Genomic DNA, 24,630 nt, shown 5'->3' with positions numbered 1-24,630 from the left:
CGTTTGGCGCGGGGGGACGAAAGGACGGGGATGGAATCGCGGTTTCGGCATTTCTGGAGCGAGGAGGAATGGTCCTTCGCTCCCCATGAGAAGCCGACCATTCCGGGATCGCCCGGCAATTTCGACCATCCCGGACGGCGGCGGCTGGCCTACGGCGTCATCGCGGTCCTGATCGGGCTGACCGGCGGGCTGGGCAATGCGCTGGTCCAGGTCAACACGATCCAGCTTCAGGGCGCATTGGGGCTCGACCCCACAGAGATCGCGTGGCTGCCCATCGCCTATGTGATGACCAACGCGTCGATCAACCTGCTGCTCATCAAGTTCCGCCAGCAATTCGGCCTGCGCCCCTTCGCGCTGGTTTTTTCGGGCCTCTATACGATCCTGGCCTTTGCCCATCTGTTCGTGCGCGACTTTTCGACGGCGATCGCGGTGCGCGCGGCCAGCGGCATGGCGGCGGCCGCGCTGTCGTCGCTGGGCATGTATTACATGATGCAGGCGCTGCCCGCGAAGTGGCGGCTGAAGGCGATCGTGCTGGGCATCGGGGTGCCGCAATGCGCGACACCGCTCGCCCGGCTGTTCTCGCCCGACCTGCTCGCCATGTCGCAGTGGCGAACACTCTATCTGTTCGAATTCGGGCTGGCGGCGATCAGCCTGGCCTCGATCATCGCGCTGCGCCTGCCCCCGACCCAGAGGCAGAAGGCGTTCGAGCCGCTCGATTTCCTGACCTTCGTGCTCTACGCGCCCGCCATCGGCCTGTTCTGCGCGGTGCTGGGCCAGGGGCGGCTGGTCTGGTGGACGCAGGCCGCGTGGATCGGCTGGGCACTGGTCATCGCCATTCCGCTGCTCGCCGCCGCGCTGTGGATCGAGCATCACCGGGCCAATCCGCTGCTCAACACGCGCTGGCTGGGGTCGATGGATATCGTGCGCTTCGCGATCGTCACGATCATGGCGCGCATCGTCTTTTCCGAACAGAATTTCGGCGCCGTCGGCCTGCTCACCACGCTGGGCCAGAACAACGACCAGTTCGGGACGCTGTTCACCATCGCCTTCATCGCCTCGGTCGCCGGGGTCGTCGCCAGCGCGGTGACGCTGGACGTGACGCGGCTGACCCACCCGGTCATGTATGCGATCGGGCTGGTCGCCATCGCCGCCTATGCCGACAGCTTCTCGACCAACCTGACCCGCGCACCCGAACTATATGCGACGCAGGCGGTGATCGCCTTTTCCACGACCTTCTTCCTGGGCCCGTCGCTGCTGTTCGGCATGACCCGTGCGCTGCAACAGGGGGCGGGCCACGTCATCAGCTTCATCGCGCTGTTCGGAATGCTCAATTCGGTGGGTAGCCTGGGCGGGACAGCCTTGCTCGGCACCTATCAGACGATCCGCGAAAAGGCGCATAGCGCCGCCATCGTGCAGAATATCGACCCCACCGACCCGCAGGTGACGCAACGGATCGCAGCGGGCGGTGCGCGGGTGTCGGGCGTGGTCGGCGACCCGACGCTTGCCCGCGCGGAGGGTGCCGCGCTCCTGTCGCAGACCGCCACGCGCGAGGCAAATATCCGGGCCTATAACGACGTATTCCGACTGGTCGCCGCCCTGGCGGCCGCCGTCACCCTGTTCCTCGCGCTGCTGACCTGGCGGCGCGCACGCCGCGCCCGTGCGGCCGAGGCCAAGCCATGACTGACACCCGTTCGCCCGTATCCCCCACCCCGATGACCGAGGCCGCCGCCGCCGAGGCGGGCGTCCCCCCGCCCGCCCCCGCGACCGGCCCCGCTACCGGCCCCGCCCCGGCGGCGCCGCCTGCCATAGCCTCGGGCTGGCGGCCGCCATCTGGTGGATGGCGCTCGCGCGCGTTGATCGCGCTGCTCGTGATCGGCGGCATCGCGGCGGTGCTGGCCGCCTGGCGGCTACCGCCCTTTTCCAGCGCGATACAGTCGACCGACAATGCCTATGTCCGTGGCCGCACCACCGTGATCGCGCCGCAGGTCAGCGGCTATGTCACCGCCGTCACGGTCAAGGATTTCGAGACGGTCCGTGCGGGCCAGCCGCTGGTGAAGATCGACGACCGCATCTATCGCCAGCGGGTGGACCAGGCCACCGCGCAGGTCGAGGCGCAGGCCGCCACCCTCGCCAACAGCCGCCAGACCCAGGCGTCGCGAACCGCCAGCCTCGCCGCGCAGGACGCCGCGGTCGCCAATGCCGAGGCGCAGCTGATGCGCGCGCGTGCCGACATGGCGCGGGTCGACGACCTCGTCACCGACGGATCGGTATCCTTGCGCGAACGCGACCAGACGCTGGCCGCGCTACGCCAGGCGCAGGCGCAGTTGCGCCAGGCCCAGGCCGCGCGCGAGATCGCCCGACAGGATGTCCGCACCGTCCAGGTCGGGCGCGGCGGTCAGCAGGCCGGCGTGTCGGGGGCCGAGGCCGCGCAGAAACTGGCCCAGATCGATCTGGCCAACACCATCGTCCGCGCTCCAGAAAACGGCCGCCTGTCCGAAGTCGGCGTGCGCCTGGGCCAATATGTCACGGCGGGATCGCAACTGATGTTCCTGGTGCCGCCCGAAACCTGGGTCATCGCCAATTTCAAGGAGGCGCAGACCGCACGCATGGCGGTTGGCCAGCCCGCCAGCTTCACCGTCGATGGCTTGAGCAACGCCCGGCTGAAGGGGCATGTCGAGCGGATCTCGCCCGCCGCCGGGTCCGAGTTCGCGGTCTTGAAGTCGGACAACGCCACCGGCAACTTCACCAAGGTGCCGCAGCGCATCGCCGTGCGCATCCGCGTCGATGCGGGCCAGCCGCTCAGCCAGCGGCTGCGCCCCGGCATGTCGGTCCAGGCCAGCGTCGACACCTCGGGCGGGCCGACCGTGCGATGAAGGCGACGGCCCTGCCTCTTGCCGCCGCGCTGCTGCTGGCCGGGTGCATCGGCCCGCGTCCCGCCGCCCCGGCCGCCAGCGCCGTCGTGCCGCCGCCCGCCTGGCGCACCAGCCTGGGCCCCGGCAGCCCGATCGCGGCCGATTGGTGGCAGGCGTTCGGCGACCCGCAGCTGACCGCGCTCGTCACCCGCGCGCTGGCCGACAGCCCCGATCTGGGCAGTGCGGCGGCGCGTGTCGAGGAGGCGCGGGCCCAGGAACGGCTCGCCCGCGCGCAGCTGTCGCCCAATGTCTCGGCGGGCCTGCCGCTGTCCGAGGGGCGCAGCGTCACCGCCTTCGGCACCGGGTTGGACCAGCTGGGCGCGCAGCCGCTGGTCCAGGCCAGTTATGATTTCGACCTGTTCGGCCGCTTGCGCAACGCCCGCGAGGCCGCACGCGCGCAGTTGCTGGCAACCGAGGCCGCGCGCGATACCGTTCGGCTGGCGCTCGCGGCCGGGGTCGCCAGCGGCTATGTGACGCTGCGCGCGCTCGACCACCGGCTGCACATCGCCGAGGAGACGCTGGCCGCGCGTGACGATGCGCTGCGCATCGCGCGGCGCCGGGCCGAGACGGGTTATACCTCCAATCTGGAATTGCGGCAGGCGCAGGGTGAATATCGCGCCACCGAACAGCTCGTCGCCGCCGCACGGCTGGCCGTCACGCGACAGGAGAATGCGCTGAGCGTCCTGATCGGTGGCACGCCGGGGCCCATCCCGCGCGGCCTGGCCATCGACCGGCTGGTCCGCCCCGCCATTCCCGACGGTCTGCCCGCCGACCTGCTGCGCCGCCGCCCCGACCTGTTCCAGGCCGAACAGGCGCTGGTCGCCGCCGACCGCTCGCTCGACAGTGCGCGGGCGGCGATGCTGCCCAGCCTGGGGCTGACCGGCACGGCGGGCGTGGTGCTGTCCAGCGCGCTCCAGAATCCAATCACCGTCTTTTCGATCGGCGGCAGCGTGCTGGCCCCGATCTTCGATGCGGGCCGCCTGCGCGCACAGGCCGATGCCGGTGCGGCGCGGCGCGACCAGGCCGCCTATGCCTATCGCCGCACCGCGCTGACCGCGTTTCGCGAGGTGGACGACAGCCTGGCCTCGGTCCGGCGATCGGGCGAGCAGGCGGTGGCGCTGGCCGGGCAGCGCGCGGCGCAGGCGGACGGCCTGCGCATCGCCTCCAACCGCTACCGCGCGGGCTATTCGGGCTATATCGACCAGCTCGATGCGCAGCGCGGGCTGCTCAACGCCGAACTGGCGCTGGCCGAGGCGCAGGCCAATCAGCTGACCGCCTATATAACCCTGTATCAGGCGATGGGCGGCGGCTGGTCGGCGGACGCGATCCGCGCCACCGCGCGATAGGTCGCACGCCCGGGGACGATGGCCGCAATCGCTTTCAGTGAGCGGTACGGGTCATGGAACGCCAGCGGCCTTGGCGCGCTGACCCCTGCGAACCGAATGAGCAATGGGAGAGCCGATATGGGCGTGAACGTAATCTACAAGACGAAGGCTACGGCAACCGGCGGTCGTGACGGTGCGGCGCGTAGCGAGGATGGCTCGGTCGACGTCAAGCTGGTCGTGCCGAAGGAAATGGGCGGTCCGGGCGGCGAAGGTGCCAACCCGGAAAAGCTGTTCGCCGCCGGTTACTCGGCCTGCTTCCTGGGCGCGATGAAGGCGGTTTCGGGCAAGGAAGGCGTGCGTGTGCCGCAGGACGCCACCGTCACCGCCGAAGTCGGCTTCGGCCCGCGTGAGGAAGGCGGCTATGGCATCACCGTCGACCTGCTGGTCGACCTGCCCGGCGTCGATCGTGCCGAGGGCGAGAAGCTGATGCACGCCGCGCATCAGGTGTGCCCCTATTCCAACGCGACCCGCGGCAATGTGGATGTCGGCCTGACCCTCGCCTGAGCCCCGACGCCACCCTTTCCGAAGCCCTCCGCCCGCTCGCCCGGCGGAGGGCTTTGTCTTTCCAAAGGACCCGATGATGACCCGCCCGACCGGCACCGAAAGCTTTGCCCTCAACCAGACGATGCTGCGCATCCGCGATCCGAAGCCCTCGCTCGCCTTTTACCAGGACGTGCTGGGCATGACGCTGCTCCAGAAGCTGGATTTCGAGGAGATGCGCTTCTCGCTCTATTTCCTCGCCTATCTGGCGGATGGCGAATCGATCCCCGAGGATCCGGTCGAACGTGCGCATTTCATCTTCGACCGCGAGACGACGCTGGAGCTGACCCATAATTGGGGCACCGAGTCGGACCCCGATTTCCAGGGTTATCATGACGGCAATGCCGATCCGCGCGGCTTTGGCCATATCGGCATCAGCGTGGCCGATGTCGCCGAGGCGTGCGCACGATTCGATTCGCTGGGCGTAACCTTCAAGAAGCGACCGCAGGACGGCAAGATGAAGGACATCGCCTTTATCATCGATCCCGACGGATATTGGATCGAAATCCTTTCCGCCTCGGGAATGACGCAAAGCCTGACCACCGCACGATAATTCAGAAACGACGCATAACTGCCCCTTCTCCGGGCGTGGTCCATATGGAAACCGGATATTTACTCGTCCTGTCCATAATGGTCACTCACACCGGAGGACGGGGCGAATCTCCCCCATCTTCCGTCCGCACCGAGCGCTCCCGCTCGCAAGCCGGTTGTTGGAGAGGTCCGCCGTTATGTTGTCCTGGTTTGCCAAGACGGCCCCCATTCGTCTGAAATTCGACGTTCTGACGATCGTCTACACCGGTCTCGCGGCCATCGGCCTGGGCGCGACCATGATGGCGAGCGGTGGCCTGGTCCTGACCCCGCCGGTCATCGCCGCCGCCGCCGTCCTGGTGCTGTCGTTCGTCATCATGCGCGTCAGCCGCAAACTGATCTGCGATCCGTATGTCGGCAGCGTCGTGGCGATGGAGGCCCTGGCGGCGGGCGACGTCAGGCAGGACGTCCTCTACACCGATTATCGCGACTGTATCGGCCGCATGGCCAAGGCCATAAAGGTGTTCCAGAGCAACGCCGCCAAGGTCCAGGAAGCGGCAAAAGCGCAGGAGATCGTCGTCGAAGCGCTGGGCCGGGGCCTGAGCGAATTGGCGGACGGTAACCTGACCGAAACCATCCATGCGCCATTCCCGGCAAACTATGACAAGCTGCGCACTGACTTCAACCGCGCGACCGATTCGCTGGCCCGTGCCATGGGCTCGGTGACCGTCGCCACGCATGGCATCAACGCAGGTGCCAACGACATCCGCCAGGCGTCGGACGATCTGTCGCAGCGCACCGAGCAGCAGGCCGCCAGCCTGGAGGAAACCTCCGCCGCGATGGACGAGATCACCTCGACCGTCCGCCAGACCGCCGAGGGGGCCAACCGCGCCAACCGCGCGGTCGCCGATGCCCGGATCGAGGCGCAGCAGTCGGGCGAGGTCGTGCGCCGCGCCGTCACCGCCATGGCCGGAATCGAACGCGCCTCCAGCGAGATTTCCGAAATCATCAGCGTCATCGACGGCATCGCCTTCCAGACCAACCTCCTGGCACTGAACGCCGGTGTCGAGGCGGCACGCGCCGGGGACGCGGGCAAGGGCTTCGCGGTCGTCGCCTCCGAAGTGCGCGCCCTGGCGCAGCGCTCGGCCGACGCAGCCAAGGACGTCAAGTCGCGCATCCTCGCCAGCTCCGAACAGGTCGAATCGGGCGTCGGCCTGGTCAGCGAGACCGGCAAGGCGCTGGAGCGGATCATCGGCCAGATCACCGAGATCAGCACGCTGGTCGAAACCATCGCCAGCTCCGCCGAAAAGCAGGCGATCGGGCTTCAGGAGGTCAACACCGCAGTCTCCGCGATGGACGGCGTGACCCAGCAGAACGCCGCGATGGTCGAGCAGGCGACCGCCGCCGCCCGCTCGCTGGCGGTCGAGGCCGACGGCCTGGCGCGCGAGATCGCCCGCTTCCGCATCAACAACCAGCCGGAGGACCGCTTCGTGGCCCCCCAGCCTTCCGCCCAGCCCGTCCATCAGTTGCAGCAGCGCGCCGCCGCCGCCGGGCGCCGCATCGCCCAGACCGCGCGCGCCGTACCGTCGTCGTCGGGCAATACCGCCCTGGCGGTGAACGGCGACGACTGGACCGAATTCTGACCTACCGGGCGGGGTCTATCCCCGCCCCTTTCGACGCATCCGCCTTTCCGTTTCCCGTTCCCGCCAGCCCGTCCGGAGCCCGACCATGTCGACCCTGTCCCTCGCCCCCGTGCTCGACACCGCCGCCGCCGCGCCGCTGCGCCAGGCGCTGCTCGACCTGATCGCATCGGGCGATGCCGTGTCGGTCGACGGGTCGCAGGTGGCGCAGGCGGGCCAGGCCTGTCTCCAGGTGCTGGCCAGCGCACAGGCCATGGCCGCGTCGGTCCGCGCCGATTTCGAACTGCACCACCCATCCGAGCCGCTGGCTTCGATGATCGCGCTGGCGGGGCTCGACAGCCTCGTCGCCGCTGCCTGAAGGGGCCGACCCGATGAACCTCGACGAAATCCAGCAGATTTTCTTCCAGGAGTGTGAGGAAGGTCTCGGCGCGCTGGAAACCGCCTTTGACGACCTGCGGCGCGGGCGGCAGGACGACGAGACGATCAATACCGTCTTCCGCGCGGTCCATTCGATCAAGGGCGGCGCCGGGGCGTTCGGGCATGAACGGCTCCAGCATTTCTCGCACCATTACGAAACCGTCCTCGACCTGATCCGCAACGGCACGCTGCCGCTGGGGCCCGCGCTGATCGACCTGATCGTCGCGGCCTATGACACGCTGTCCGACCATGTCGCCGCCGCGCGGGGCGAGGGCGCGCTGCCCGCCGACCAGCCGATGCTCGATCGGCTGGAGGCGGCCGCCAATGGCGATATCGGCTCGAGCCCTGCCGATCTGGACGATGACGCCGCCGAGCCGGTGGCCGATGCCGCCCCGGCACTCGACGATTTCGACTCGCTGTTCGCGATGCTCGAGGAGCCGGAGTTCGCCGCCCCGGCCGAACCGGTGATCGCCGAGTGGATCGTCACCATCCATCCCGGTCCGCGCGCCTTCGACCACGGGGCCGAGCCCATGCTGGCGCTGCGCGAACTGGTTCGCATGGGCGGCCGGACGCTGGGCGCCGACCTGTCCGCGCTGCCGCTGCTCGACGGACTGGATGCCGAACGCTCCTATCTGGGCTTCACCATGGCGCTGCCCGGCACGGCGGACGAAGAGGATATCCGGGCGGTCTTCGACTTTGCCGATCCGCATTGCCGCCTGACCGTCACCCGCGCCGACGCCACGCCGGTCGTACCGGTCGAGGCCGAGCCCGAGCCCGTCGTCATCGCCCCCGTGGTCGAGACCGCGCCGGTCATCGTCGCCGCGCCCACGCCCGTCATCATACCCGCCCCCGCGCCCACACCTGCTGTACCGGCTCCGGTTCAGGCTCCGGCTCAGGCTGCGGCACCCGCCGCTGCCGCAGTGGCCGAAACCGCCGGTGGCCCGCGCGTCGCCGCCACCCAGACGATCCGCGTCGACCTCGACAAGCTGGATCGCCTGGTCAACCTGGTCGGCGAGCTGGTCATCACCCAGGCGATGCTGGCGCAGCGCCTGTCCGAAAACGAGATGGGCTCGATCCCCGAGCTGTCCGACCTCGACCACCTGACGCGCGAGCTGCAGGATTCGACCATGGCGATCCGCGCCCAGCCGATGAAGACGGTGTTCAGCCGCGTGCCGCGCATCATCCGCGAGCTGGAGGTCGAGACCGGCAAGCGCGTCCGCCTGGAGGTGGAGGGCGAAATGACCGAGGTCGACAAGACCGTGGTCGAGCGTATCGGCGAGCCGCTGACCCACCTGATCCGCAACGCCGTCGACCATGGCCTGGAAACCCCGGCCGATCGCAAGGCGGCGGGCAAGGACGGCGAAGGCGTCGTCACCCTGTCCGCCGCGCACCAGTCGGGCCGGATCGTCATCACGGTCGCCGATGACGGACGCGGCATCGACCGCGCGCGGGTCAAGGCCAAGGCGATCGAGCGCGGCATCATCGCGCCCGACGCACCGCTGTCCGAGGAAGAGATCGACAATCTGATCTTCGCCCCCGGCTTCTCGACCGCCGCCGTCGTCTCCAACATCTCGGGGCGCGGCGTCGGCATGGATGTGGTGCGCAAGAACATCCAGGCGCTGGGCGGCCGCATCGGCATCCAGTCCGAACTGGGCAAGGGGTCGAGCTTCTCGCTCAGCCTGCCGCTGACGCTGGCGGTGCTCGACGGCATGATCGTGACCGTCGGCGACCAGACCTTCGTCATTCCGCTGACCCATATCGTCGAGAGCCTGCGCCCCGGCATCGACGAGGTGCATGTCGTCGGCGGCCAGTCGCCGCTGCTCGACGTGCGCGGCACCTATGTCCCCGTCCACCGCGTCGGCGAGCAGCTGGGCGTGACCGGCGCGATCGCCCAGCCCGAAAAGGCCGTGCTGATCGTGGTCGAAAGCGACCAGGGCCAGGCGGTGCTGATGGTCGATTCGATCCAGGACCAGCGCCAGGTCGTGGTGAAGAGCCTGGAGGCCAATTACCGCGCCATCCATGGTCTGGCCGGTGCGACCATCCTGGGCGACGGTCGGGTCGCGCTGATCCTCGATGTCGACGCGTTGATCGGCCGCTGGCGGCGTGACGGGCGTGGCTCGGGCGCGGCGGCCTTCCTCGAAAACCTCGCCGCATGAGCGCGCTTGCCGCCCTGACCGGTCGCGGTGGCGCGCCGACGCCCGACCGCGAGATGGAGTTCGCCTTCTCGGCGGCCGACCACCGCGCGATCGCCGACCTGATCTATGCCGAATCGGGCATCCTGCTGCCCGAGAGCAAGGCCAAGCTGATCTATGGGCGGCTGGCCCGGCGTCTGCGCGCCTGTGGGCTGAACGACTTTCCCACCTATCTGGCGCTGGTCGAAAGCGATGCCGAGGAACGCGCCCGCGCGGTCGACGCGCTGACCACCAACCACACCTCGTTCTTCCGTGAAAACCACCATTTCGAACATTTCCGCGACAGCCTGTGGCCGGAATTTCGCCAGCGGCTGGCCGGTGGCGGGCGGGTGCGGATCTGGTCCGCCGCCTGCTCCAGCGGCGAGGAACCCTATTCGCTGATGATGACGATCGCGGGCCAGGACCCGCGCGCCGCCGAGAAGCTGGCAAGCCAGGATTTCCGCCTGCTGGCGACCGACCTGTCGCCCAGCGTCATCGCGACCGCGCGTGCGGGGCGCTATGCGCTGGACACGACGCGCGCGATGCCCGCGGCGATGCGCAGCGCCTGGTGCCGCCGTGTCGGCGAGCAGGAGGAACTGCATCCCGCGCTGCGCGCGCCGATCGCCTTTCGCGAGCTGAACCTGCTGCGCGGCTGGCCGATGAAGCGGCCGTTCGACGTCATCTTCTGCCGCAACGTCATGATCTATTTCGACGATGCCACCAAGGCACGGCTGATGGGCCGCTTCGCCGACCAGATGGTCGCGGGCGGTATCATCTATATCGGCCATGCCGAACGTATTCCGACCGAGGTCGCCGACCGGTTCCGCTGCATAGGCCGCACCGCTTTTCAGAAAGTCTCCTGATGGCCATTCGAACGCTGATCGTCGACGATTCCCCCACCATGCGGGCACTGATCGCGGGCATGTTGAGCCGCGATCCCGATATCGAGGTCGTCGGCGCCGCCAACGGCCCGCACCAGGCGCGCGAGATGATCAAGGCGCTGGACCCCGACGTCATCACGCTGGACGTCGAGATGCCCGACATGAACGGCCTCGACTTCCTGGAACGGGTGATGCGGTTGCGCCCGATGCCCGTCGTCATGCTGTCGACACTGACCCAGGCGGGGGCGGACACCACGATCCGCGCATTGGAGCTGGGCGCGGTCGAATGTTGCGCCAAACCGGCGGCGGGATGCGTCGACCGCAACCTGGTCGCCAGCGTGAAGGCCGCGGCGGGCAGCCGTCGCGTTCGCCTGAACGATGCCCCCGCCGCGGCACCGGTGCCCAGCGTGCATTTCGAGCCGCGCGCGAAATCGCTGATCGCGATCGGCGCATCCACCGGCGGGGTCGAGGCGCTGATCCAGGTGTTGAGCGGCTTTCCGGCCAATTGCCCGCCAACCGTCATCGTCCAGCACATGCCCGCCACCTTCACGACCAGCTTCGCCGCGCGGCTCGACCGGCTGTCGCAGCCGACCGTGGCCGAGGCGCGGCACGGCCAGCCGCTTCTGCCCGGTCATGTCTATCTCGCGCCCGGCGGCACCCATCACCTGGAGATCGGCGGCAGCGAGGGCCAGTATCGCGCGCGCCTGATCCCCGACGATCCCACCAGCGGCCACCGCCCCTCGGTCGACCGCCTGTTCCAAAGCGTCGCCAAGGTTGCCGGTCCCCATGCCGTCGGCGCGATCCTGACCGGCATGGGCCGTGACGGTGCGCAGGGGCTGCTGGCCATGCGCGGCCAGGGCGGCTTCACCATCGGCCAGGACAAGGAGAGTTGCGTGGTCTACGGCATGCCGGGCGTCGCGCAGGAAATCGGCGCGGTTGCGCGCCAGTTGACGCTGACCCGCATCGGGCCCGCGCTGATCGACCGGTGCCGCGCATGATCGCGGTCCCGCCCCTCGCCACCGCGCGCCCGATCACGAACCTGGCGCAACGCGACGGCCTGCGCCGGGTCGCGGTGATCCAGGGAGAAACCCGCGTCAGCCAGGACAAGGAGATCGTCCTGACCACCGTCCTGGGCAGTTGCATCTCGGCATGCCTCTACGATCCGATCGCGGGCGTCGGTGGACTGAATCACTTTTTGCTCGCCGAACCGGGCATGGGTGAAACGGATCCTAAATCCATGCAGCGCTATGGTGTGTATGCGATGGAAGTTCTGATCAACGCGATGATGGCGCTCGGCGCACAGCGGCACAGCCTGAAAGCCAGGCTGTTCGGCGGTGCGATGATGCGTGACGGGTTCCGCGACATCGGCACCGCCAATGCGCAATTCGCGCGCCGCTTCCTGGCGGACGAACGAATCGCGCTGGTCGGTGAGGATGTCGGCGGGGTCAGTGCGCGCCGTGTCGAGTTCCGTCCGGCGCTAGGCCTTGCCCGGTGCCGCCATGTCACCGACGCGCTGGCCCCGCCGCCACGCGTCGCCCGCCCCACCCCGCCACCCGCCGCAACCGGCGACGTGGAGTTCTTCTAATGACCCAGATTCTGTCGAAAGGCCCCTTCGTGTCCCAGACCATCATGACCGTGGACGATTCGCCCAGCATGCGAATGCTTCTGCGCGCCGCGCTGACCGATATGGGGTATCAGGTGATCGAGGCCGAAGACGGCATCCATGCGCTCGATACGCTGGACGGCGTGACGCCCGCCACCGCCCCCGACCTGGTCATTACCGACATCAACATGCCGCGCATGGACGGGTTCGGCCTGATCGAGGCGCTGCGCCGCCAGCCGGGGCATCGCAACCTGCCGATCCTGGTGCTGACCACCGAAAGCTCCGATGAGAAGAAGGCGCGCGCGCGCGAGGCCGGGGCGACCGGCTGGATCGTGAAACCCTTCAACCCGGAAAAGCTTGCCGCGGCCATTCGCCGCGTGCTGCACTGATCCCCACGCCCGAGGAACCGACATGTCCCGTCAGCTCATCACCTTCCAGCTTGGCGACCAGATACTGGGCGTCGACATCATGGCCATTCGCGAGATCCGCGCCTGGTCGCCCGCCACCCCGCTGCCCAACGTGCCCGCCTATGTGCGCGGCGTCGTGAACCTGCGCGGCGTGGTGCTGCCCGTCCTCGACCTGCGCCATCGGCTGGGGTGGGGCGTCACCGATCCCAGCGCGCGCCACGTCATCATCGTGGTGCGGATCGGCGACCAGCTCCAGGGCCTGATCGTCGATGCGGTCAACGACATCGTCACCATCCCGCCCGAATCGATGCAGCCGCTGCCCGACATGGGCGACGCGACCGCGGCCCATTATCTGGAAGGGCTGGCGACGATCGAACAGCGCCTGATCCTCATCCTGGCGCTCGACCGGCTGACCGACAGCGTGGGCGTGACGGCCGAGGCGGCCTGATCCCCCTTGCCCTCTTCTTCTCTCCTGCCGCGAAGTCTCGCTCTGCGACGTGACGGCGTATCCGTCTTGGAAGGTAATGCGTAATGGCCGACGTAAAGGTTCTAGTGGTCGACGACTCGCTGACGATGCGGGTGCTCATCTCGGGCGCGCTGGAGCGGATCAAGGGCGTGACGGTGGTCGGCGCGGCGGACGGCGCGGCCGAGGCGCGCCAGATGGTCGATAAATATCGGCCCGAAGTCATGACGCTGGACGTCGAGATGCCGGGCATGAGCGGCCTGGAATATCTGGCCGAGATCATGGAATCGCGCCCCATGCCGGTCATCATGTTCTCGACCCGCACGGCGGCGGGCGCGGCGGAATCGATCGAGGCCCTGCGGCTGGGCGCGATCGACTGTTTCCCCAAGCCCAAGGTGGCGGTGCAGGCGGAACTCGACGCGATCATCGGCAAGCTGGGCAAGCGCATCAAGTCGGCGCGCAACGCCGATCTGAAGCGGACCACGGCAAGCACGCTGCGCCATGCGAAATCGGCACCGCCGTCGCCGATGAACTGGAACGGTCGCGTCCTGGCGATCGGCGCGGACGCCGCCAACACCCCGGCGCTGTTCGAGCTGTTCCAGAGCTTCCCCGACAACTGCCCGCCGACGCTGGTCGTGCAGCAGATGACCGCCGGGCTGCTGACCCCGATGGTCGAGAAGCTGCGCGAGCAGGTCGCCCCCAAGGTCGTCGAGGCGACCGACGGCATGAAGGTCGAGCAGGGCACCATCTATTTCGCGCCGCAGGGCGAGACGCATATGGTCATCGACCGCTGGCCCGAGGGCACGATCCGACTGCTCCCGCGCGAACCGGTATCGGGCGAGCGGCCGTCCATCTCGCTCCTGTTCGCCTCGGTCGCCAAGGCGGCGGGCAGCAACGCGCTGGGCGTGCTGGTCGCATTGGACGACGAGGACGGATCGGCGGGTCTGCGGGCGATGCTGGCGGGTGGCGCCTATGCCATCGGCCGTACCGGCACCGATTTCACCCTGTCCAAGGGCGCGGTGTCGCAGCCGGTAGCGCGCGACGCGATCGCCGCCAACGTCATGAAGCTGTGCAGCAAATGACCCCGGGCGCGGGCAATGATGCGCCGGAGACCGTCCTGGACGGCGCTCTGGCGCTGGCGCTGGCCGACGAGCTGGTCGAATTGACCCGCGCGCTGGCCGACATGGCCTTTGAACTGGGCAGCGATGCCGACACGCTGCGCCGCCATATGGTCAGCATCCAGTCGGTCGACCGGATCACCCAGACTCAGCTGGCGATCGCCGACATCCTGCGATCCGACGCGCCCGTCGCGCGGCGGATCGACGGGGTTACGCTGGAGACGCTGGCCCAGCGCCTGCGCCACCGCATCGCCCAGGCGGCCTGACCGCGCCCCTCTGACCCCTACCGCCTGACCCCTTGTCAAGCACTCAGTCCGTCGGCCCCGTCATGTCACGGGTCGTGATGCGTTCGATCATCGGGCGCATGGTGTTCAGCCATTGGCGGACATTGGCACGCGCCCCCTCGCTCAGGCTCAGCAGCGCTAGGCGACGATCGGTGGGATGCGGCGCGCTTTCGAACATACCATTGGCCACCAGCATGTTGATCCAGCGGACCGCGGTCGTGCGCGGCACCCCGGACGCGCGGTAGCAGGCACTGGTTTCCACCGTCCGCCCCGCTTCCTGTTCCAGGAACACGAACAGCAACATGTCGAAGGCCGGATCGGCGAACAGCTCGGCATCGAAGAAGCCGCCTATGCCCTCGCGTGCCGTGCGAATGATCCGACCGATATCGGCGGCGGTGATCCGCGCCTCGGTCTCGTTGCGGACCATCGATTCCACCACGGCCAGTTCGTCACGGATTCGGCGAAGGCGATCGTCGATCCCCGACGGCCCATGCCCTCCCAGTGCATCGTCGCGGTTATTCATGATCTCCGCACTCCGGCCCATATATGTTGTTCCCCCCACAGGCAGAGATTTGAGATGCTTGTAGCGTTGCCGTTTCCTATTCCGACTTTGGCACGTCGTCGCAATTCATCCGTGAAGGCGATGGCATTAAAATTAGGCTAGGTTAACCAGAAACTTCTCCGGTTGCCCCTTTATGCGATCCCGGATCGGAGTAATCTTGCGGAAACCGGGCCTTGCAATTCGCGCGATATGCCGGGCCGCATATGGAACATGCGGCCCGACGCCTCAGAAGAACAGCTTGCGGACCGACAGCCGCACCGTCCGGCCCAGCGGATCCAGATAGCCCGGCTGATAGCCGATCGGCACGGTGCCGGTCGAATCGGTGACCCGCTGCCGCTGGTTGAAGACGTTGTCGACCACCAGGCTGACCCGCGTACCGCGCAGCCAGGGATGCTTCTTCAGCAGTTCGAGGCGCTGTCCCAGATCGGCGAACAGTCGGAAATCGACCGTCGCCAGGCTGCCGAATTCCAGCGGATTGGGATTGCCCGGCGTGCCGCCGTTCACCCGCGTCGCGCTGCGCCAGTTGCCCGACAGCCGCAGGCCGAGGCCGTTATTGGCATAGCCCGCCTGCGCCTCGACCTGATGGCGCGAGGTGCCGCCGCTCGACCCGATCGCATCGCCGCGCAGCAGGTCCAGGTCCGGCCCGCCATCGGCGACGATGACCCGGTCGGCAAAGGTCCAGGTATGATAGAGCGCGAATTGCACCCGGCCGCCACCGCCGCCCCGGCCCCCGCCAAAGCCGCCGCCGCCACCACGGAACCCGCCACCCGGACCACCGGGGCCACCTGCCCCCGGCCCGCCTGCGCCCGGACCACCGGGACCGCCCGGGGGCGGGGCGTCGCCGGGGCCGCCCTGTGCGTCGCGTCGCGGACCTTCGCCGCCCGGACCACCTTCGCCCCCGCGCCGACCGGGGAAGTTCAACCCGGCAAAGGGATTGGGCCCGCTCCCGGCGCGAAACGCCTCGATCTCCTTCTGGATCTTCGACTTGATCGGCTTGGAGAAGTTCAGGCCCCAGCGCAGTTGCGACCGCTCGGTCCGTGCGAAGTTGATCGGGCGCGAATCCACGCGCAGCAAATTGCCGCCCGCATCGCGGGTGAAGCGATCGGGGAACGCCTCCTCGATCGCGGCGGTGGGCGTCGGGAAGGACGCGATCGGATCGTCGGTGTTGATGCGGTAGTAATTGGCGGTCAGGTTGATGTCGCGGGCTTTCCACGGCTTGACGTTCACGCCCAGCTTCATGACGTGGCGATTGTCGGCGACCAGCGCGGGGTTGCCGCCGGTCACCGCGGTGATCGTCGCGGTGGTGCCGCGCACATAGTCGAACAGGCGGACATTGGGCGTGGTGATCGTCGGATTGCCGAGCTGCTGCGCGGTGGGCGCATCCTCCTGATCGGTCCAGGAGGCCAGGAAGCGAACGCCCTCCAGCGGCGACCAGTTCGCGCCGTAACCGATCGTGGTCAGCGTGCCGAAGTCCGACAGGTGGTCGGCCCCGGCATTGACGTTCAGCGACAGGTCGCCGATCGCGCCCAGTACCTGACGGTCGCGATTGGCGATGGGGAAGTCCAGATTGACCTGGCCGTTGACGATGTCGCGCGACACCCCGCCCGTCTGGGTGATGCCGAACCGGGTCGACTGGCTGGAGAAATCGCTCGTCTCGCCGCCCAGCTTGACGCTGGCCTGCACGTCACCGGCAGGCAGCGCGAAGACCCGGCCGTTGAGCAGCGCATCCACCTCGCCGGTGGACGAGGTCGATCGGGCGAAGTTGCGCGCCGCCAGACCCAGCGCGTCGAGCGGGCCGTACGGATTGGCGGTCGGATCGCCCGCGTTCAACCGCGTCTGGAGGCCGGTGATGTCCAGCCCCGTATCGGTCGCCACGCGGCTTTCGGCGCGGTCGTACGATCCGGTCAGCGACCAGCGCCACTTGCCGATATCGCCGTTGAAGGCCGTACCCAGATGCGCGGTCAGCCCGGTATTGTCCTGGACCAGCGGACCATAGGCATTGGTCAGGTGGCTGATCGTCGCCGTCGTGGCGAAGGGCGAGTAGGGATTGCCGACCGGCAGGACCAGATTGGCCGAGGGCAGGCCGTTCCAGCTGTTGCTTTGCGTCGTCTGCACCTCGGCATTGAACGAGGCGGACACCTTGTCGAAGATGTTGCGCGCATAGACGACATTGGCGTCCCATTGCCGCTGCGCCGATTGCAGCGTGCGATAGGGGGTGACGTCGGTCGCGGTCGCGGGACTGCCCGCCAGCTGTGCCAGGGTCGGCGCGGCACTCAGCCCGCCGGGCACGCCGACGGTGCTGGGGTTGGTGCCGGTCAGCGCGGCGAGGCCGGGGTCGGCGGTGACGATGTTGCCGCCCAGCGAAGCGTTGGAGGACGGCGCGATGATGCCGCGTTCCGCCTCGGTCAGGCGCGAGGTTTCCGAATAGTCGGTGTGGATGCTCAGCCGCTTGTCCTTGCGGATCTGCAACCAGTCGAGCTTGCCCTGGCCGGTCGCCGAGCCCCCTTGCGTCGGCACCGTCCCGATCGCCTCGGCCGCCAGCGAGCGGAAGCGCGGGCGCAGGACGAAGTTCACCACCTTCTGATCGGCGCGATAGCCGTATTTCAGCGACACTTCTTCGGGCAGGATGTCGACGCGCAGGATCGCCTCGGTCGGCAGGTCGCGAATCTCCTGGAAGCCCGCGATACGGCGACCGTTGAGCAGGATCACCGGCGAGCCGCCACGCCCGCTGGTCGTCTGCGGTGCCAGTTCGGTCAGCAAGTCGGCGACGCTCGACACGCCGTAGGCGCGGACGTCGGCGGGGCTCAGCTGCTGTTCGGGCGGAATATCGCCGGGCACCTTGCCGGGCTCGCGGCGCGCGGTGACGACGACGTCACCCTCCTCGGCGCCTTCGTCCTCCGCCTCGGGCTGTGCCTGCGCCTGGGAGCCGCTGCGCGCGGCCTGTCCTTGCGTGGCGGGGGTCGCGGTGGCCGAACCGGCTGCATCCTGGGCCGTCGTCGCCGGACCCGAGGTAGCGGGCGGCGTGGTGGCCGGCTGGGCGGGGGGCGTCGCCACTTGCGCCTGCGCGATCGCGGGCATCGCGCTCGCCAGCATCAAACCCGCCCAAAACCGCATGTCCGTCCCTTTTCCCATTATGCCAGGGCTTGGGCGTTAGGACGCAAATGTCGCACAAATGTGCCGCCGAGAGGCACGAATGTCGCGAGAGGGCAGCGAACCGTGATTCCTCCCCCATAGGGAGAGGGGGACCATGCGAAGCATGGTGGAGGGGTGTCGACCTATCGAGAGCGGGACACCCCTCCGTCAGCGCTATGCGCTGCCACCTCCCCTTGCAGGGGAGGAAAAAGTTACCCCGCGAACGCCTTTTCGATCACATAGGCACCCGGCTGCGCGTTCGAGCCTTCGGGGAAGCCCATTTCCTCGAACTTGGCGCCCAGCGACTTGATCATCTCCATGCTGCCGCACATCATGATCCGGTCGGTTTCCGGGTTGAAACCGTGCGCGCTGGGCAGCCCGGCGAACAGCCGGCCATCCTCGATCAGCGCGTCGATGCGCCCCGACGTGTGGAACGGCTCGCGCGTGACGGTGGGGACATAGTGGAATTTCTCCGCCGCGACGTCGCCGACCAGGGGATCGTCGGCCAGCTTGGCCGCCAGTTCGTCATGGAACGCCAGGTCGCTGACCCGGCGGACCGAATGGACGATCACCACCTCGTCGAACATGTCGTAGATGTCCGGATCGCGCGCCACCGACAGGAAGGGCGCAAGACCGGTGCCGGTCGACAGCATGAACAGCCGCTTGCCCGGCAGCAGCGCATCGGCGACCAGCGTGCCGGTGGGCTTGCGGCCCAGATAGATATTGTCGCCCGGCTGGACCTTTTGCAGCTTGCTGGTCAGCGGGCCGTCCTCGACCTTGATCGACAGGAAATCGAGCTTCTCGTCATAGGACGGGCTGGCGACCGAATAGGCGCGCAGCAGCGGCTTGCCGTTGTCCCCCTGGAGCCCGATCATCACGAACTCGCCCGAGCGGAAACGGAAGCTGTCGGGGCGCGACACCGAGAAGGAGAACAGATGCTCGTTCCAGTGATGGACGTTCTGAACCGTCTCGACGCTCAGCGCCGCGGTCGGGGTCAGTTCGGGCAGGGCAGTATCGGTCGACAAACCTCAAAACTCCTTTGCGCCCCCACCCGCCGATCGTCCGGCGGGAGAGGCGAACATGGTCGTGTTCGAATGAATCGGATGCGCCCTTACCAAGAATAGCGCAGGCTGCCTACAAAGGTCCGCGATGCCCCGTAATAGCAGCCATTGTTGAAGAAACAGCTGGTGATGTGGCGCTTGTCGAACAGGTTGGCGATGTTGGCGGTCAGGTTCAGCCCCGCCATCGCCGGGCTGACCCGGCCGAGATCGTAACCCAGCATCAGGTCGGCCAGCCAGTAATCGGGTGAGGCGAACCGGCGGACGACCGTGCGGCCTGCCGATACCGTGGTCGCGGTGCCGTCCGATTCGCCGACATAACGCACGCCCGCCCCCAGGCTGAGGCCGCCCAGCGCGTGGCCGACGCCCGCCTTGCCCAGGTCGTAGGACAGGAAGCTCGACGCGCTCCATTGCGGCACGCCCAGCGGCCGGGTGCCGGTGACGCCGCTCAACTGGTCGCCGGTGCCGACCACGGGCGATCCTTGCGTCACGCGCGGGTCGTTATAGGTCGCGGCGACCACCACGTCGAAGCCGGGCGCGACCGTCCCGCGTCCGTCCAGTTCGATGCCCCGGATCGCGACCTCGCCGATCTGCACCTGCGCATTGGTGGGCACATTGCCGGTACCCGCGCGCGGATCGGCGACCGGCACGTTGCGGCGGCGCAGGTCGAAGGCGGACAGGGTGAACAGCGCGGTGGTGCCGCGCGGCTGGTATTTCAGCCCGGCCTCATATTGACGGCCGGTGACGGGGATGAAGTTGCTGCCATCGGCGGTCGCGCCCGCCTGCGGCTCGAAGCTCTCGGAATAGCTGACGAAGGGCGAGAGGCCGACCTTCGTCTCGTAGAGCGCGCCCAGCCGGGTGGTGAAGGCGGTCTGGTTCAGCCGTGTCGCGCGGTTTGTGACCAGATTCTGCGTCGTCTGGTTGTACGTGTCCCAGCGCCCGCTGGCGATCAGTTGCAGCCCGCCGATCGCGATCTGGTCCTGCAGGTACACCCCGACCTGATCACGCTTGGTGTAGTTGTGCGTCTGGTCGATCGGGAAGGTCGGCAGCGGCACGCCGTAAACCGGTGCGAACAGGTTCAGGTTCGGGATGTTGAACACCGGGTTCGCATTCTGCCCGGTATAGAATGCCTGATAATTCTCGCCGCGATTATGCTGCCAGTCGACACCGCCCAGAATGGTGTGACGGACGGGCCCGGTGTCGATCTTGCCGACCAGGTGATTGTCGACGGTGAAGGTCTGGAACGCCTCGTCCGACCCTCCCCCGCCGCGCTGTAGAGTCGAGAAGTCGCTATTGGCGTTCGTCCCCGTCCCGCGCGTGACATAGCCCGAGCCGTAGATCTGCCGGTAATGCAGCCCGATCGCCAGATAACGCGCATTGGTCGTCCAGCTCAGCCGGTCGTTCAGGTCATGGCGGAACAGGATCGTCGCCGATTTCTGGGTCCGGTCGAACGCTTCGTAGGACGGCTCGGACGTGTTGAAATCGACCGGCAACACCCCGAACGGATTGGGCAGCGCCGAGCCATAGACCGGCACGCCGCTATAGGAGCCCGATTCGGGATCGCGCTGATAATTGAGGATCAGGGTCACGCTGGTCGCCTTGTCGGGCGCGAAGGTCAGCATGGGCCGCGCATAATAGCGGCGATTGGCAGTGTTCTGGATGAAGCCGTCCGACTCCTCGGCACCCGCAATCATGCGGAACAGCCAGCGTTCGTCGGCGTCGAGCGGCTGGTTCACGTCGATGCTGGAGCGGAGCAGCGCGTAATTGCCCGCCGCCAGTTCGATCCGCCCGCCCGCGCCCGCATAGGGCAGCTTGCTGGTCAGGTTGATCAGGCCGCCCGGCGTGCCCGAGCCATAGGTGACGCCCGCCGGCCCCTTCACCACATCGACCGATTCGACCAGATGGAAGTCGACCTGCGGGCTGGCATAGACCCCGCCGAGCAGCCGCATCCCGTCCATGAAGATGCCGGGCGCGAAGCCGCGCAGGAACAGCTGGTCGTACCGGGTGGCGACGTTGCCGCGCTGGTTCGGCGCGACACCCGCGACATAGCCCAGCGCCTGGTTGATCGACTGCGCGTTGCGGCGGGTCAGTTCCTCTTGGTCGATGACCGCGATCGTCTGCGGCGTGGCGATCAGCGGGATGTCGGTCTTGGTTCCCGACGCCGCGCTGCGCTTCTCGCGTTCGCCCTCGACCACGATCTCCTCGTGGCGCAGCCGCTGCGGATCATCGTCGGCGGGGGCCGCCGCGATCCTGTCGGGCAGGTCCCTGGCCTGGGCCGGAAGCGCATGGCCCAGCATCGCACCCGTGGCACAGGCGGTCAGCAACGCTCCGCGAAAAGCTCGCATTAATTTTCTTCCGCTATTGATAGTGACTATCAACTGCTGCTAGGAGCATGTCATCAACATGACAAGGGGCAAACGTCGTTGCCATCGCGCCAAGCCATTGACGAACAAGCCGAACGCCACTGGCGGACGGGATTCGTCATGGCGTGGCGCTGGGTCACGGCGGTGGTCGGCGCTTATGGATTCGCCTGCGCCGCCGTGATGCTGACCGCGCGTATCCTGCCCGCCACCGATCCGCTGGCGCGCGTCGAGGTGACGGGCTGGCCGATGATCCTGTCCTTCCTGGTCTATGCGGGAATCGGGCTCTGGTCGCTGCACGAGGCGCGGCTGGCACGGGTGAGCGCGGTCGTCTGGGGCGGCGCGCTGGTCATGGCGGTCCTGCTGAAACTGCTGGGCGTGCGGCCGTGAGCGAGGCGCATACCGGGCCGCAGCGGGCGCTGCGCCAGACCATGGCCTGGGCGCATGGCTGGCTGGGGCTGATCGCCGGGTGGATCCTGTTCACCATGTTCCTGACCGGCACGGCGGCCTATTTCCGCCCCGAAATCACCCAGTGGATGCAGCCCGAGATCCGCGCGACCGCGGCGACGCCGGCGCAGGCGGCCAGCTCGGCGGTACGCTATCTGGCGCGAACCGGGGCGGACGACCTGCAATGGTATATCTACCTGCCCGACGCGCGCACGGTCGTGACCCGCGTCTTCCGCGTCCCCGCCAAGCCTGATCCCAGGGGGCGCGGCAGCGAGCTGGACCTCGATCCCGTCAGCGGTACGCCGCTGACCGCGCGCGAGACGCGCGGCGGCGAGCATTTCTATCGCTTCCATTTCCAGCTTCAGCTGCCGCATCCCTGGGGCCGCTGGCTGGCGGGGATATGCGCGATGGCGATGCTGGGCGCGATCATCTCGGGCGTGATCACCCATAAGCGCATCTTCGCCGACTTCTTCACGCTGCGCTGGAACAAGGGGCAGCGCAGCTGGCTCGACGCGCACAATGTCTCGGCGGTGCTCGGCCTGCCCTATCATGCGATGATCACCTATACCGGGCTGATCACCCTGGTGACCATGTACATGCCGTGGCCCGTGATGGTGAACTACGCCAAGCCCGCACAGTTCGCACAGGCCGCGTACGGCACGCCCGAAGACCTGCCCGCCACCGGCGTGCGCCGCCCGCTCGTCGCGATCGCACCGCTGGTCCGCGATGCCGAGCAGCGGCTGGGCGGCCCCGCCACCCGCGTCATCATTCAGAATCCGGGGGACAGCGCCGCGCGCGTCACGGTCGCGCTCACCACGCGCGGCGCGATCAGTGCGCGCACGCCGACCGTCACCTATGACGGTGCGACCGGCCGGTTCGTGGCGCGCAGCGGCGACCCCGCCTCCGCGATCCAGACCTCGGGCGTCATGCTGGGCCTGCATCTGGCGCAATATGCCTCGACGGGTCTGCGCTGGGCCTATTTCGTGCTGGGCCTGACCGGTGCGGCGATGGTGGGCACCGGCCTGCTGCTATGGACCGCCAAGCGGCGCAAGCCCGGCGCGACGCCGTTCTTCGGGCTGGTCCTGGCCGAACGGCTGAACATCGCGGTCATCGCCGCCTTTCCCAGTGGCATGGCCGCGTTCCTGCTGGCCAACCGGCTGATCCCCGCCGAGATGGCCGGGCGCGCCGATGCGGAAGTGTCGGCGATGTTCTGGACCTGGGGGCTGCTGGCCCTCGCGCAGCTCGGCCTGCCGGCGCGGCGCGCCTGGACGCTGTTGTTCGGCCTTGCCGCCACACTGTGGGCAGGAATCCCGGTCGTCAACGCGCTGACCACACCGCGCTGGTTCCTGCCCTCGCTGCTCGACGGCGACCGGTTGTTCCTCGCCTTCGATATCGCCTGCCTGGCCATCGGCATCGGCTTTGCCGCCGCCGCCCGGCTCAGCGCCCGCCCCGCCCCCAAAGCCCCCGGCCGGTCGCGCCGGTCCATGGAGCCCGCCCATGCTTGATACGATCGCCCTCTGCTTCGTCGGCTTCTGGCTGCTCGCCGCCGGTTCCTATCGTCATGCGCGCGAGGCGGGGACGTTGCACGATGCGCGGTTGCGCGGCGGGCTGAAGCTGCTCGGCGCGGCGGCGCTGCTGGTCGCGCTGTCGGCCTGCGGCACGGGGATCACCGGCGAACGGATCGTGCGGATGTTCGGGGCCGCCTCGATCGCGGGGGTCGCGCTGAACCTGCTGCTGTCGGTGCGCGCTGCGGCCGCGTTCGCGCCGCTTCGCGCGATCAACCGGCTTGCGGGTCGAACACGGACCAGCCCGTCCGCTGCACCAGCCGTTCGAGCGCCAGCGTACCAAGCTGTGAATTCCCGCGCGCGTTGAGGCCGGGCGACCAGACCGCGATCGAGGCACGGCCGGGCACGATCGCCAATATGCCGCCGCCCACCCCCGACTTGCCCGGCAGGCCGACACGAAACGCGAATTCGCCCGAGCCGTCATAATGGCCGCAGCTCATCATCAGCGCGTTGATCCGCCGCGCGCGCTGCGGTGACACGACCGAACGCCCCGTCCCCGGATTGACGCCCCGCGCCATCAGGTAACGCCCGGCCAGCGCCAGTTGCCGACAGCTCATGGCGAGCGCGCAGAAGTGGAAATAGACGCCCAGCACCCGCTCTACGGGGTGATGCAGATTGCCGAAGGCGCGCATGTAATGCGCCAGCGCCTGGTTGCGATGCCCCGTCTCCATCTCGGCTTGCGCCACGGCGGCATCGATCACGATGTCGTCCTCCCCCGCCAGCGCACGGACGAAGCGCAGCATCTCGCCGATCGCCTCGCGCGGTTCGTGATTGCCCAGCAGCATGTCGGCAACCACGATCGCGCCCGCATTGATGAACGGATTGCGCGGGATGCCCTGCTCCGTCTCCAGCTGCACGATCGAGTTGAACGCGGTCCCCGACGGCTCGCGCCCTACCCGCCGCCACAACTGGTCGCCGACCGCGCCCAGCGCCAGGGTCAGCGCAAAGACCTTGGAAATGCTCTGGATCGAAAAGCTCTGCTCGGCATCGCCCGCCAGATGGCACTGGCCGTCCGCCTCGACGATGGCGATGCCGAAACGGTGCGGGTCGATATCCGCCAGCGCCGGGATGTAATCGGCGGGTTTGCCCCGATCGGGGGCTTCCGCCATCTCGGCTGCGATCTCGGCGACGATGGCGGACAGGTCCATGGCCCCGTG

The 24,630-nt window shown here is 68.2% G+C and carries 23 protein-coding genes; 18 read left to right on the top strand and 5 right to left on the bottom strand.

Annotated elements, in window-relative coordinates; translation table 11 throughout:
• Positions 1–30: 30 nt before the first annotated feature.
• The 15 genes from SOM26_RS12975 (at position 31) to SOM26_RS12905 (ending at position 14,331) form a co-directional block, all read left to right on the top strand.
• On the top strand, positions 31–1,680 hold the full coding sequence (locus SOM26_RS12975; RefSeq protein ID WP_320453141.1) for an MFS transporter: 1,650 nt from the start codon (positions 31–33) through the stop codon (positions 1,678–1,680).
• Positions 1,677–2,873, top strand: coding sequence for an HlyD family secretion protein (locus tag SOM26_RS12970; protein WP_320453140.1), 1,197 nt, complete (start codon positions 1,677–1,679; stop codon positions 2,871–2,873). Before SOM26_RS12975 ends, SOM26_RS12970 begins: the two co-directional genes overlap by 4 nt.
• A complete protein-coding gene (locus SOM26_RS12965) occupies positions 2,870–4,258 on the top strand; it encodes an efflux transporter outer membrane subunit (RefSeq protein WP_320453139.1) in 1,389 nt (462 codons plus the stop codon). The genes SOM26_RS12970 and SOM26_RS12965 overlap by 4 nt, the downstream gene beginning before the upstream one ends.
• Positions 4,259–4,375: 117 nt before the next feature.
• Positions 4,376–4,801 carry an organic hydroperoxide resistance protein gene (locus SOM26_RS12960; protein WP_320453138.1) on the top strand — a complete coding sequence of 142 codons (426 nt, stop codon included), beginning with the start codon at positions 4,376–4,378 and terminating at the stop codon, positions 4,799–4,801.
• Between the two features lie 73 nt (positions 4,802–4,874).
• Positions 4,875–5,390, top strand: coding sequence for a lactoylglutathione lyase (gene gloA / locus SOM26_RS12955; protein ID WP_320453137.1), 516 nt, complete (start codon positions 4,875–4,877; stop codon positions 5,388–5,390).
• Between the two features lie 175 nt (positions 5,391–5,565).
• Positions 5,566–7,008, top strand: coding sequence for a methyl-accepting chemotaxis protein (locus tag SOM26_RS12950; protein WP_320453136.1), 1,443 nt, complete (start codon positions 5,566–5,568; stop codon positions 7,006–7,008).
• Positions 7,009–7,093: 85 nt separating this feature from the next.
• Positions 7,094–7,363: an STAS domain-containing protein gene (locus tag SOM26_RS12945; RefSeq protein ID WP_320453135.1), complete on the top strand. Its 270-nt coding sequence runs from the start codon at positions 7,094–7,096 to the stop codon at positions 7,361–7,363.
• 13 nt (positions 7,364–7,376) lie between these two features.
• Positions 7,377–9,578: a chemotaxis protein CheA gene (locus tag SOM26_RS12940; protein WP_320453134.1), complete on the top strand. Its 2,202-nt coding sequence runs from the start codon at positions 7,377–7,379 to the stop codon at positions 9,576–9,578.
• Positions 9,575–10,456 (top strand): CheR family methyltransferase, encoded by an 882-nt coding sequence (locus SOM26_RS12935; RefSeq protein ID WP_320453133.1) that lies wholly within the window; start codon positions 9,575–9,577, stop codon positions 10,454–10,456. Before SOM26_RS12940 ends, SOM26_RS12935 begins: the two co-directional genes overlap by 4 nt.
• On the top strand, positions 10,456–11,472 hold the full coding sequence (locus tag SOM26_RS12930; protein WP_320453132.1) for a protein-glutamate methylesterase/protein-glutamine glutaminase: 1,017 nt from the start codon (positions 10,456–10,458) through the stop codon (positions 11,470–11,472). The genes SOM26_RS12935 and SOM26_RS12930 overlap by 1 nt, the downstream gene beginning before the upstream one ends.
• Entirely contained in the window at positions 11,469–12,059 is a 591-nt protein-coding gene (locus SOM26_RS12925) for a chemotaxis protein CheD (protein ID WP_320453189.1), read from the top strand. The genes SOM26_RS12930 and SOM26_RS12925 overlap by 4 nt, the downstream gene beginning before the upstream one ends.
• Before the next feature lie 29 nt (positions 12,060–12,088).
• The gene (locus SOM26_RS12920; protein WP_320453131.1) at positions 12,089–12,466 is read left to right on the top strand and encodes a response regulator; all 378 of its coding nucleotides are present in this window, start codon (positions 12,089–12,091) and stop codon (positions 12,464–12,466) included.
• Positions 12,467–12,488: 22 nt separating this feature from the next.
• A complete protein-coding gene (locus SOM26_RS12915; protein ID WP_320453130.1) occupies positions 12,489–12,932 on the top strand; it encodes a chemotaxis protein CheW in 444 nt (147 codons plus the stop codon).
• 83 nt (positions 12,933–13,015) lie between these two features.
• Positions 13,016–14,029, top strand: coding sequence for a chemotaxis protein CheB (locus tag SOM26_RS12910; RefSeq protein ID WP_320453129.1), 1,014 nt, complete (start codon positions 13,016–13,018; stop codon positions 14,027–14,029).
• The gene (locus SOM26_RS12905) at positions 14,026–14,331 is read left to right on the top strand and encodes a hypothetical protein (protein ID WP_320453128.1); all 306 of its coding nucleotides are present in this window, start codon (positions 14,026–14,028) and stop codon (positions 14,329–14,331) included. Before SOM26_RS12910 ends, SOM26_RS12905 begins: the two co-directional genes overlap by 4 nt.
• A gap of 43 nt (positions 14,332–14,374) precedes the next feature.
• Here SOM26_RS12905 and SOM26_RS12900 read toward each other — a convergent pair whose 3' ends face one another.
• The 4 genes from SOM26_RS12900 to SOM26_RS12885 all read right to left on the bottom strand — a co-directional run bounded on the left by SOM26_RS12900 (position 14,375) and on the right by SOM26_RS12885 (position 21,446).
• Positions 14,375–14,872, bottom strand: coding sequence for a hypothetical protein (locus SOM26_RS12900; RefSeq protein ID WP_320453127.1), 498 nt, complete (start codon positions 14,870–14,872; stop codon positions 14,375–14,377).
• A gap of 264 nt (positions 14,873–15,136) precedes the next feature.
• Positions 15,137–18,025, bottom strand: coding sequence for a TonB-dependent receptor (locus SOM26_RS12895; protein WP_320453126.1), 2,889 nt, complete (start codon positions 18,023–18,025; stop codon positions 15,137–15,139).
• Positions 18,026–18,255: 230 nt separating this feature from the next.
• Entirely contained in the window at positions 18,256–19,068 is an 813-nt protein-coding gene (locus tag SOM26_RS12890) for a ferredoxin--NADP reductase (protein WP_320453125.1), read from the bottom strand.
• An 86-nt stretch (positions 19,069–19,154) separates the two neighbouring features.
• Positions 19,155–21,446: a TonB-dependent siderophore receptor gene (locus tag SOM26_RS12885; protein ID WP_320453124.1), complete on the bottom strand. Its 2,292-nt coding sequence runs from the start codon at positions 21,444–21,446 to the stop codon at positions 19,155–19,157.
• Between the two features lie 138 nt (positions 21,447–21,584).
• Between SOM26_RS12885 and SOM26_RS12880 the strand changes: the two genes are divergently transcribed.
• From SOM26_RS12880 to SOM26_RS12870, 3 genes are read left to right on the top strand one after another with little or no spacing between them, the layout of a single operon-like run.
• A complete protein-coding gene (locus SOM26_RS12880; RefSeq protein WP_320453123.1) occupies positions 21,585–21,851 on the top strand; it encodes a hypothetical protein in 267 nt (88 codons plus the stop codon).
• A complete protein-coding gene (locus SOM26_RS12875) occupies positions 21,848–23,413 on the top strand; it encodes a PepSY-associated TM helix domain-containing protein (protein WP_320453122.1) in 1,566 nt (521 codons plus the stop codon). The genes SOM26_RS12880 and SOM26_RS12875 overlap by 4 nt, the downstream gene beginning before the upstream one ends.
• Complete coding sequence (locus SOM26_RS12870; RefSeq protein WP_320453121.1) at positions 23,406–23,780, top strand: DUF3325 family protein; 375 nt, start codon at positions 23,406–23,408, stop codon at positions 23,778–23,780. The genes SOM26_RS12875 and SOM26_RS12870 overlap by 8 nt, the downstream gene beginning before the upstream one ends.
• Here SOM26_RS12870 and SOM26_RS12865 read toward each other — a convergent pair.
• Positions 23,686–24,621 carry a glutaminase gene (locus SOM26_RS12865; protein ID WP_320453120.1) on the bottom strand — a complete coding sequence of 312 codons (936 nt, stop codon included), beginning with the start codon at positions 24,619–24,621 and terminating at the stop codon, positions 23,686–23,688. The two genes, SOM26_RS12870 and SOM26_RS12865, sit on opposite strands and share 95 nt — an antisense overlap.
• Positions 24,622–24,630: the final 9 nt, after the last annotated feature.

Source organism: Sphingomonas sp. CFBP8993 (assembly GCF_034044895.1).
Taxonomy (GTDB): domain Bacteria; phylum Pseudomonadota; class Alphaproteobacteria; order Sphingomonadales; family Sphingomonadaceae; genus Sphingomonas.
Note: the sequence above shows the minus strand (reverse complement) of the source record. Positions and strands in the feature narration are given on the sequence as shown.

Bases quoted from the DNA above. Each gene is read 5' to 3' on its own strand.
- SOM26_RS12975 (WP_320453141.1), top strand. From the start codon at position 31: ATGGAATCGCGGTTTCGGCATTTCTGGAGCGAGGAGGAATGGTCCTTC.
- gloA (WP_320453137.1), top strand. From the start codon at position 4,875: ATGATGACCCGCCCGACCGGCACCGAAAGCTTTGCCCTCAACCAGACG.
- SOM26_RS12945 (WP_320453135.1), top strand. From the start codon at position 7,094: ATGTCGACCCTGTCCCTCGCCCCCGTGCTCGACACCGCCGCCGCCGCG.
- SOM26_RS12950 (WP_320453136.1), top strand. From the start codon at position 5,566: ATGTTGTCCTGGTTTGCCAAGACGGCCCCCATTCGTCTGAAATTCGAC.
- SOM26_RS12960 (WP_320453138.1), top strand. From the start codon at position 4,376: ATGGGCGTGAACGTAATCTACAAGACGAAGGCTACGGCAACCGGCGGT.
- SOM26_RS12935 (WP_320453133.1), top strand. From the start codon at position 9,575: ATGAGCGCGCTTGCCGCCCTGACCGGTCGCGGTGGCGCGCCGACGCCC.
- SOM26_RS12970 (WP_320453140.1), top strand. From the start codon at position 1,677: ATGACTGACACCCGTTCGCCCGTATCCCCCACCCCGATGACCGAGGCC.
- SOM26_RS12915 (WP_320453130.1), top strand. From the start codon at position 12,489: ATGTCCCGTCAGCTCATCACCTTCCAGCTTGGCGACCAGATACTGGGC.
- SOM26_RS12905 (WP_320453128.1), top strand. From the start codon at position 14,026: ATGACCCCGGGCGCGGGCAATGATGCGCCGGAGACCGTCCTGGACGGC.
- SOM26_RS12925 (WP_320453189.1), top strand. From the start codon at position 11,469: ATGATCGCGGTCCCGCCCCTCGCCACCGCGCGCCCGATCACGAACCTG.
- SOM26_RS12900 (WP_320453127.1), bottom strand. From the start codon at position 14,872: ATGAATAACCGCGACGATGCACTGGGAGGGCATGGGCCGTCGGGGATC.
- SOM26_RS12895 (WP_320453126.1), bottom strand. From the start codon at position 18,025: ATGCGGTTTTGGGCGGGTTTGATGCTGGCGAGCGCGATGCCCGCGATC.
- SOM26_RS12910 (WP_320453129.1), top strand. From the start codon at position 13,016: ATGGCCGACGTAAAGGTTCTAGTGGTCGACGACTCGCTGACGATGCGG.
- SOM26_RS12930 (WP_320453132.1), top strand. From the start codon at position 10,456: ATGGCCATTCGAACGCTGATCGTCGACGATTCCCCCACCATGCGGGCA.
- SOM26_RS12940 (WP_320453134.1), top strand. From the start codon at position 7,377: ATGAACCTCGACGAAATCCAGCAGATTTTCTTCCAGGAGTGTGAGGAA.
- SOM26_RS12880 (WP_320453123.1), top strand. From the start codon at position 21,585: ATGGCGTGGCGCTGGGTCACGGCGGTGGTCGGCGCTTATGGATTCGCC.
- SOM26_RS12870 (WP_320453121.1), top strand. From the start codon at position 23,406: ATGCTTGATACGATCGCCCTCTGCTTCGTCGGCTTCTGGCTGCTCGCC.
- SOM26_RS12965 (WP_320453139.1), top strand. From the start codon at position 2,870: ATGAAGGCGACGGCCCTGCCTCTTGCCGCCGCGCTGCTGCTGGCCGGG.
- SOM26_RS12865 (WP_320453120.1), bottom strand. From the start codon at position 24,621: ATGGACCTGTCCGCCATCGTCGCCGAGATCGCAGCCGAGATGGCGGAA.
- SOM26_RS12885 (WP_320453124.1), bottom strand. From the start codon at position 21,446: ATGCGAGCTTTTCGCGGAGCGTTGCTGACCGCCTGTGCCACGGGTGCG.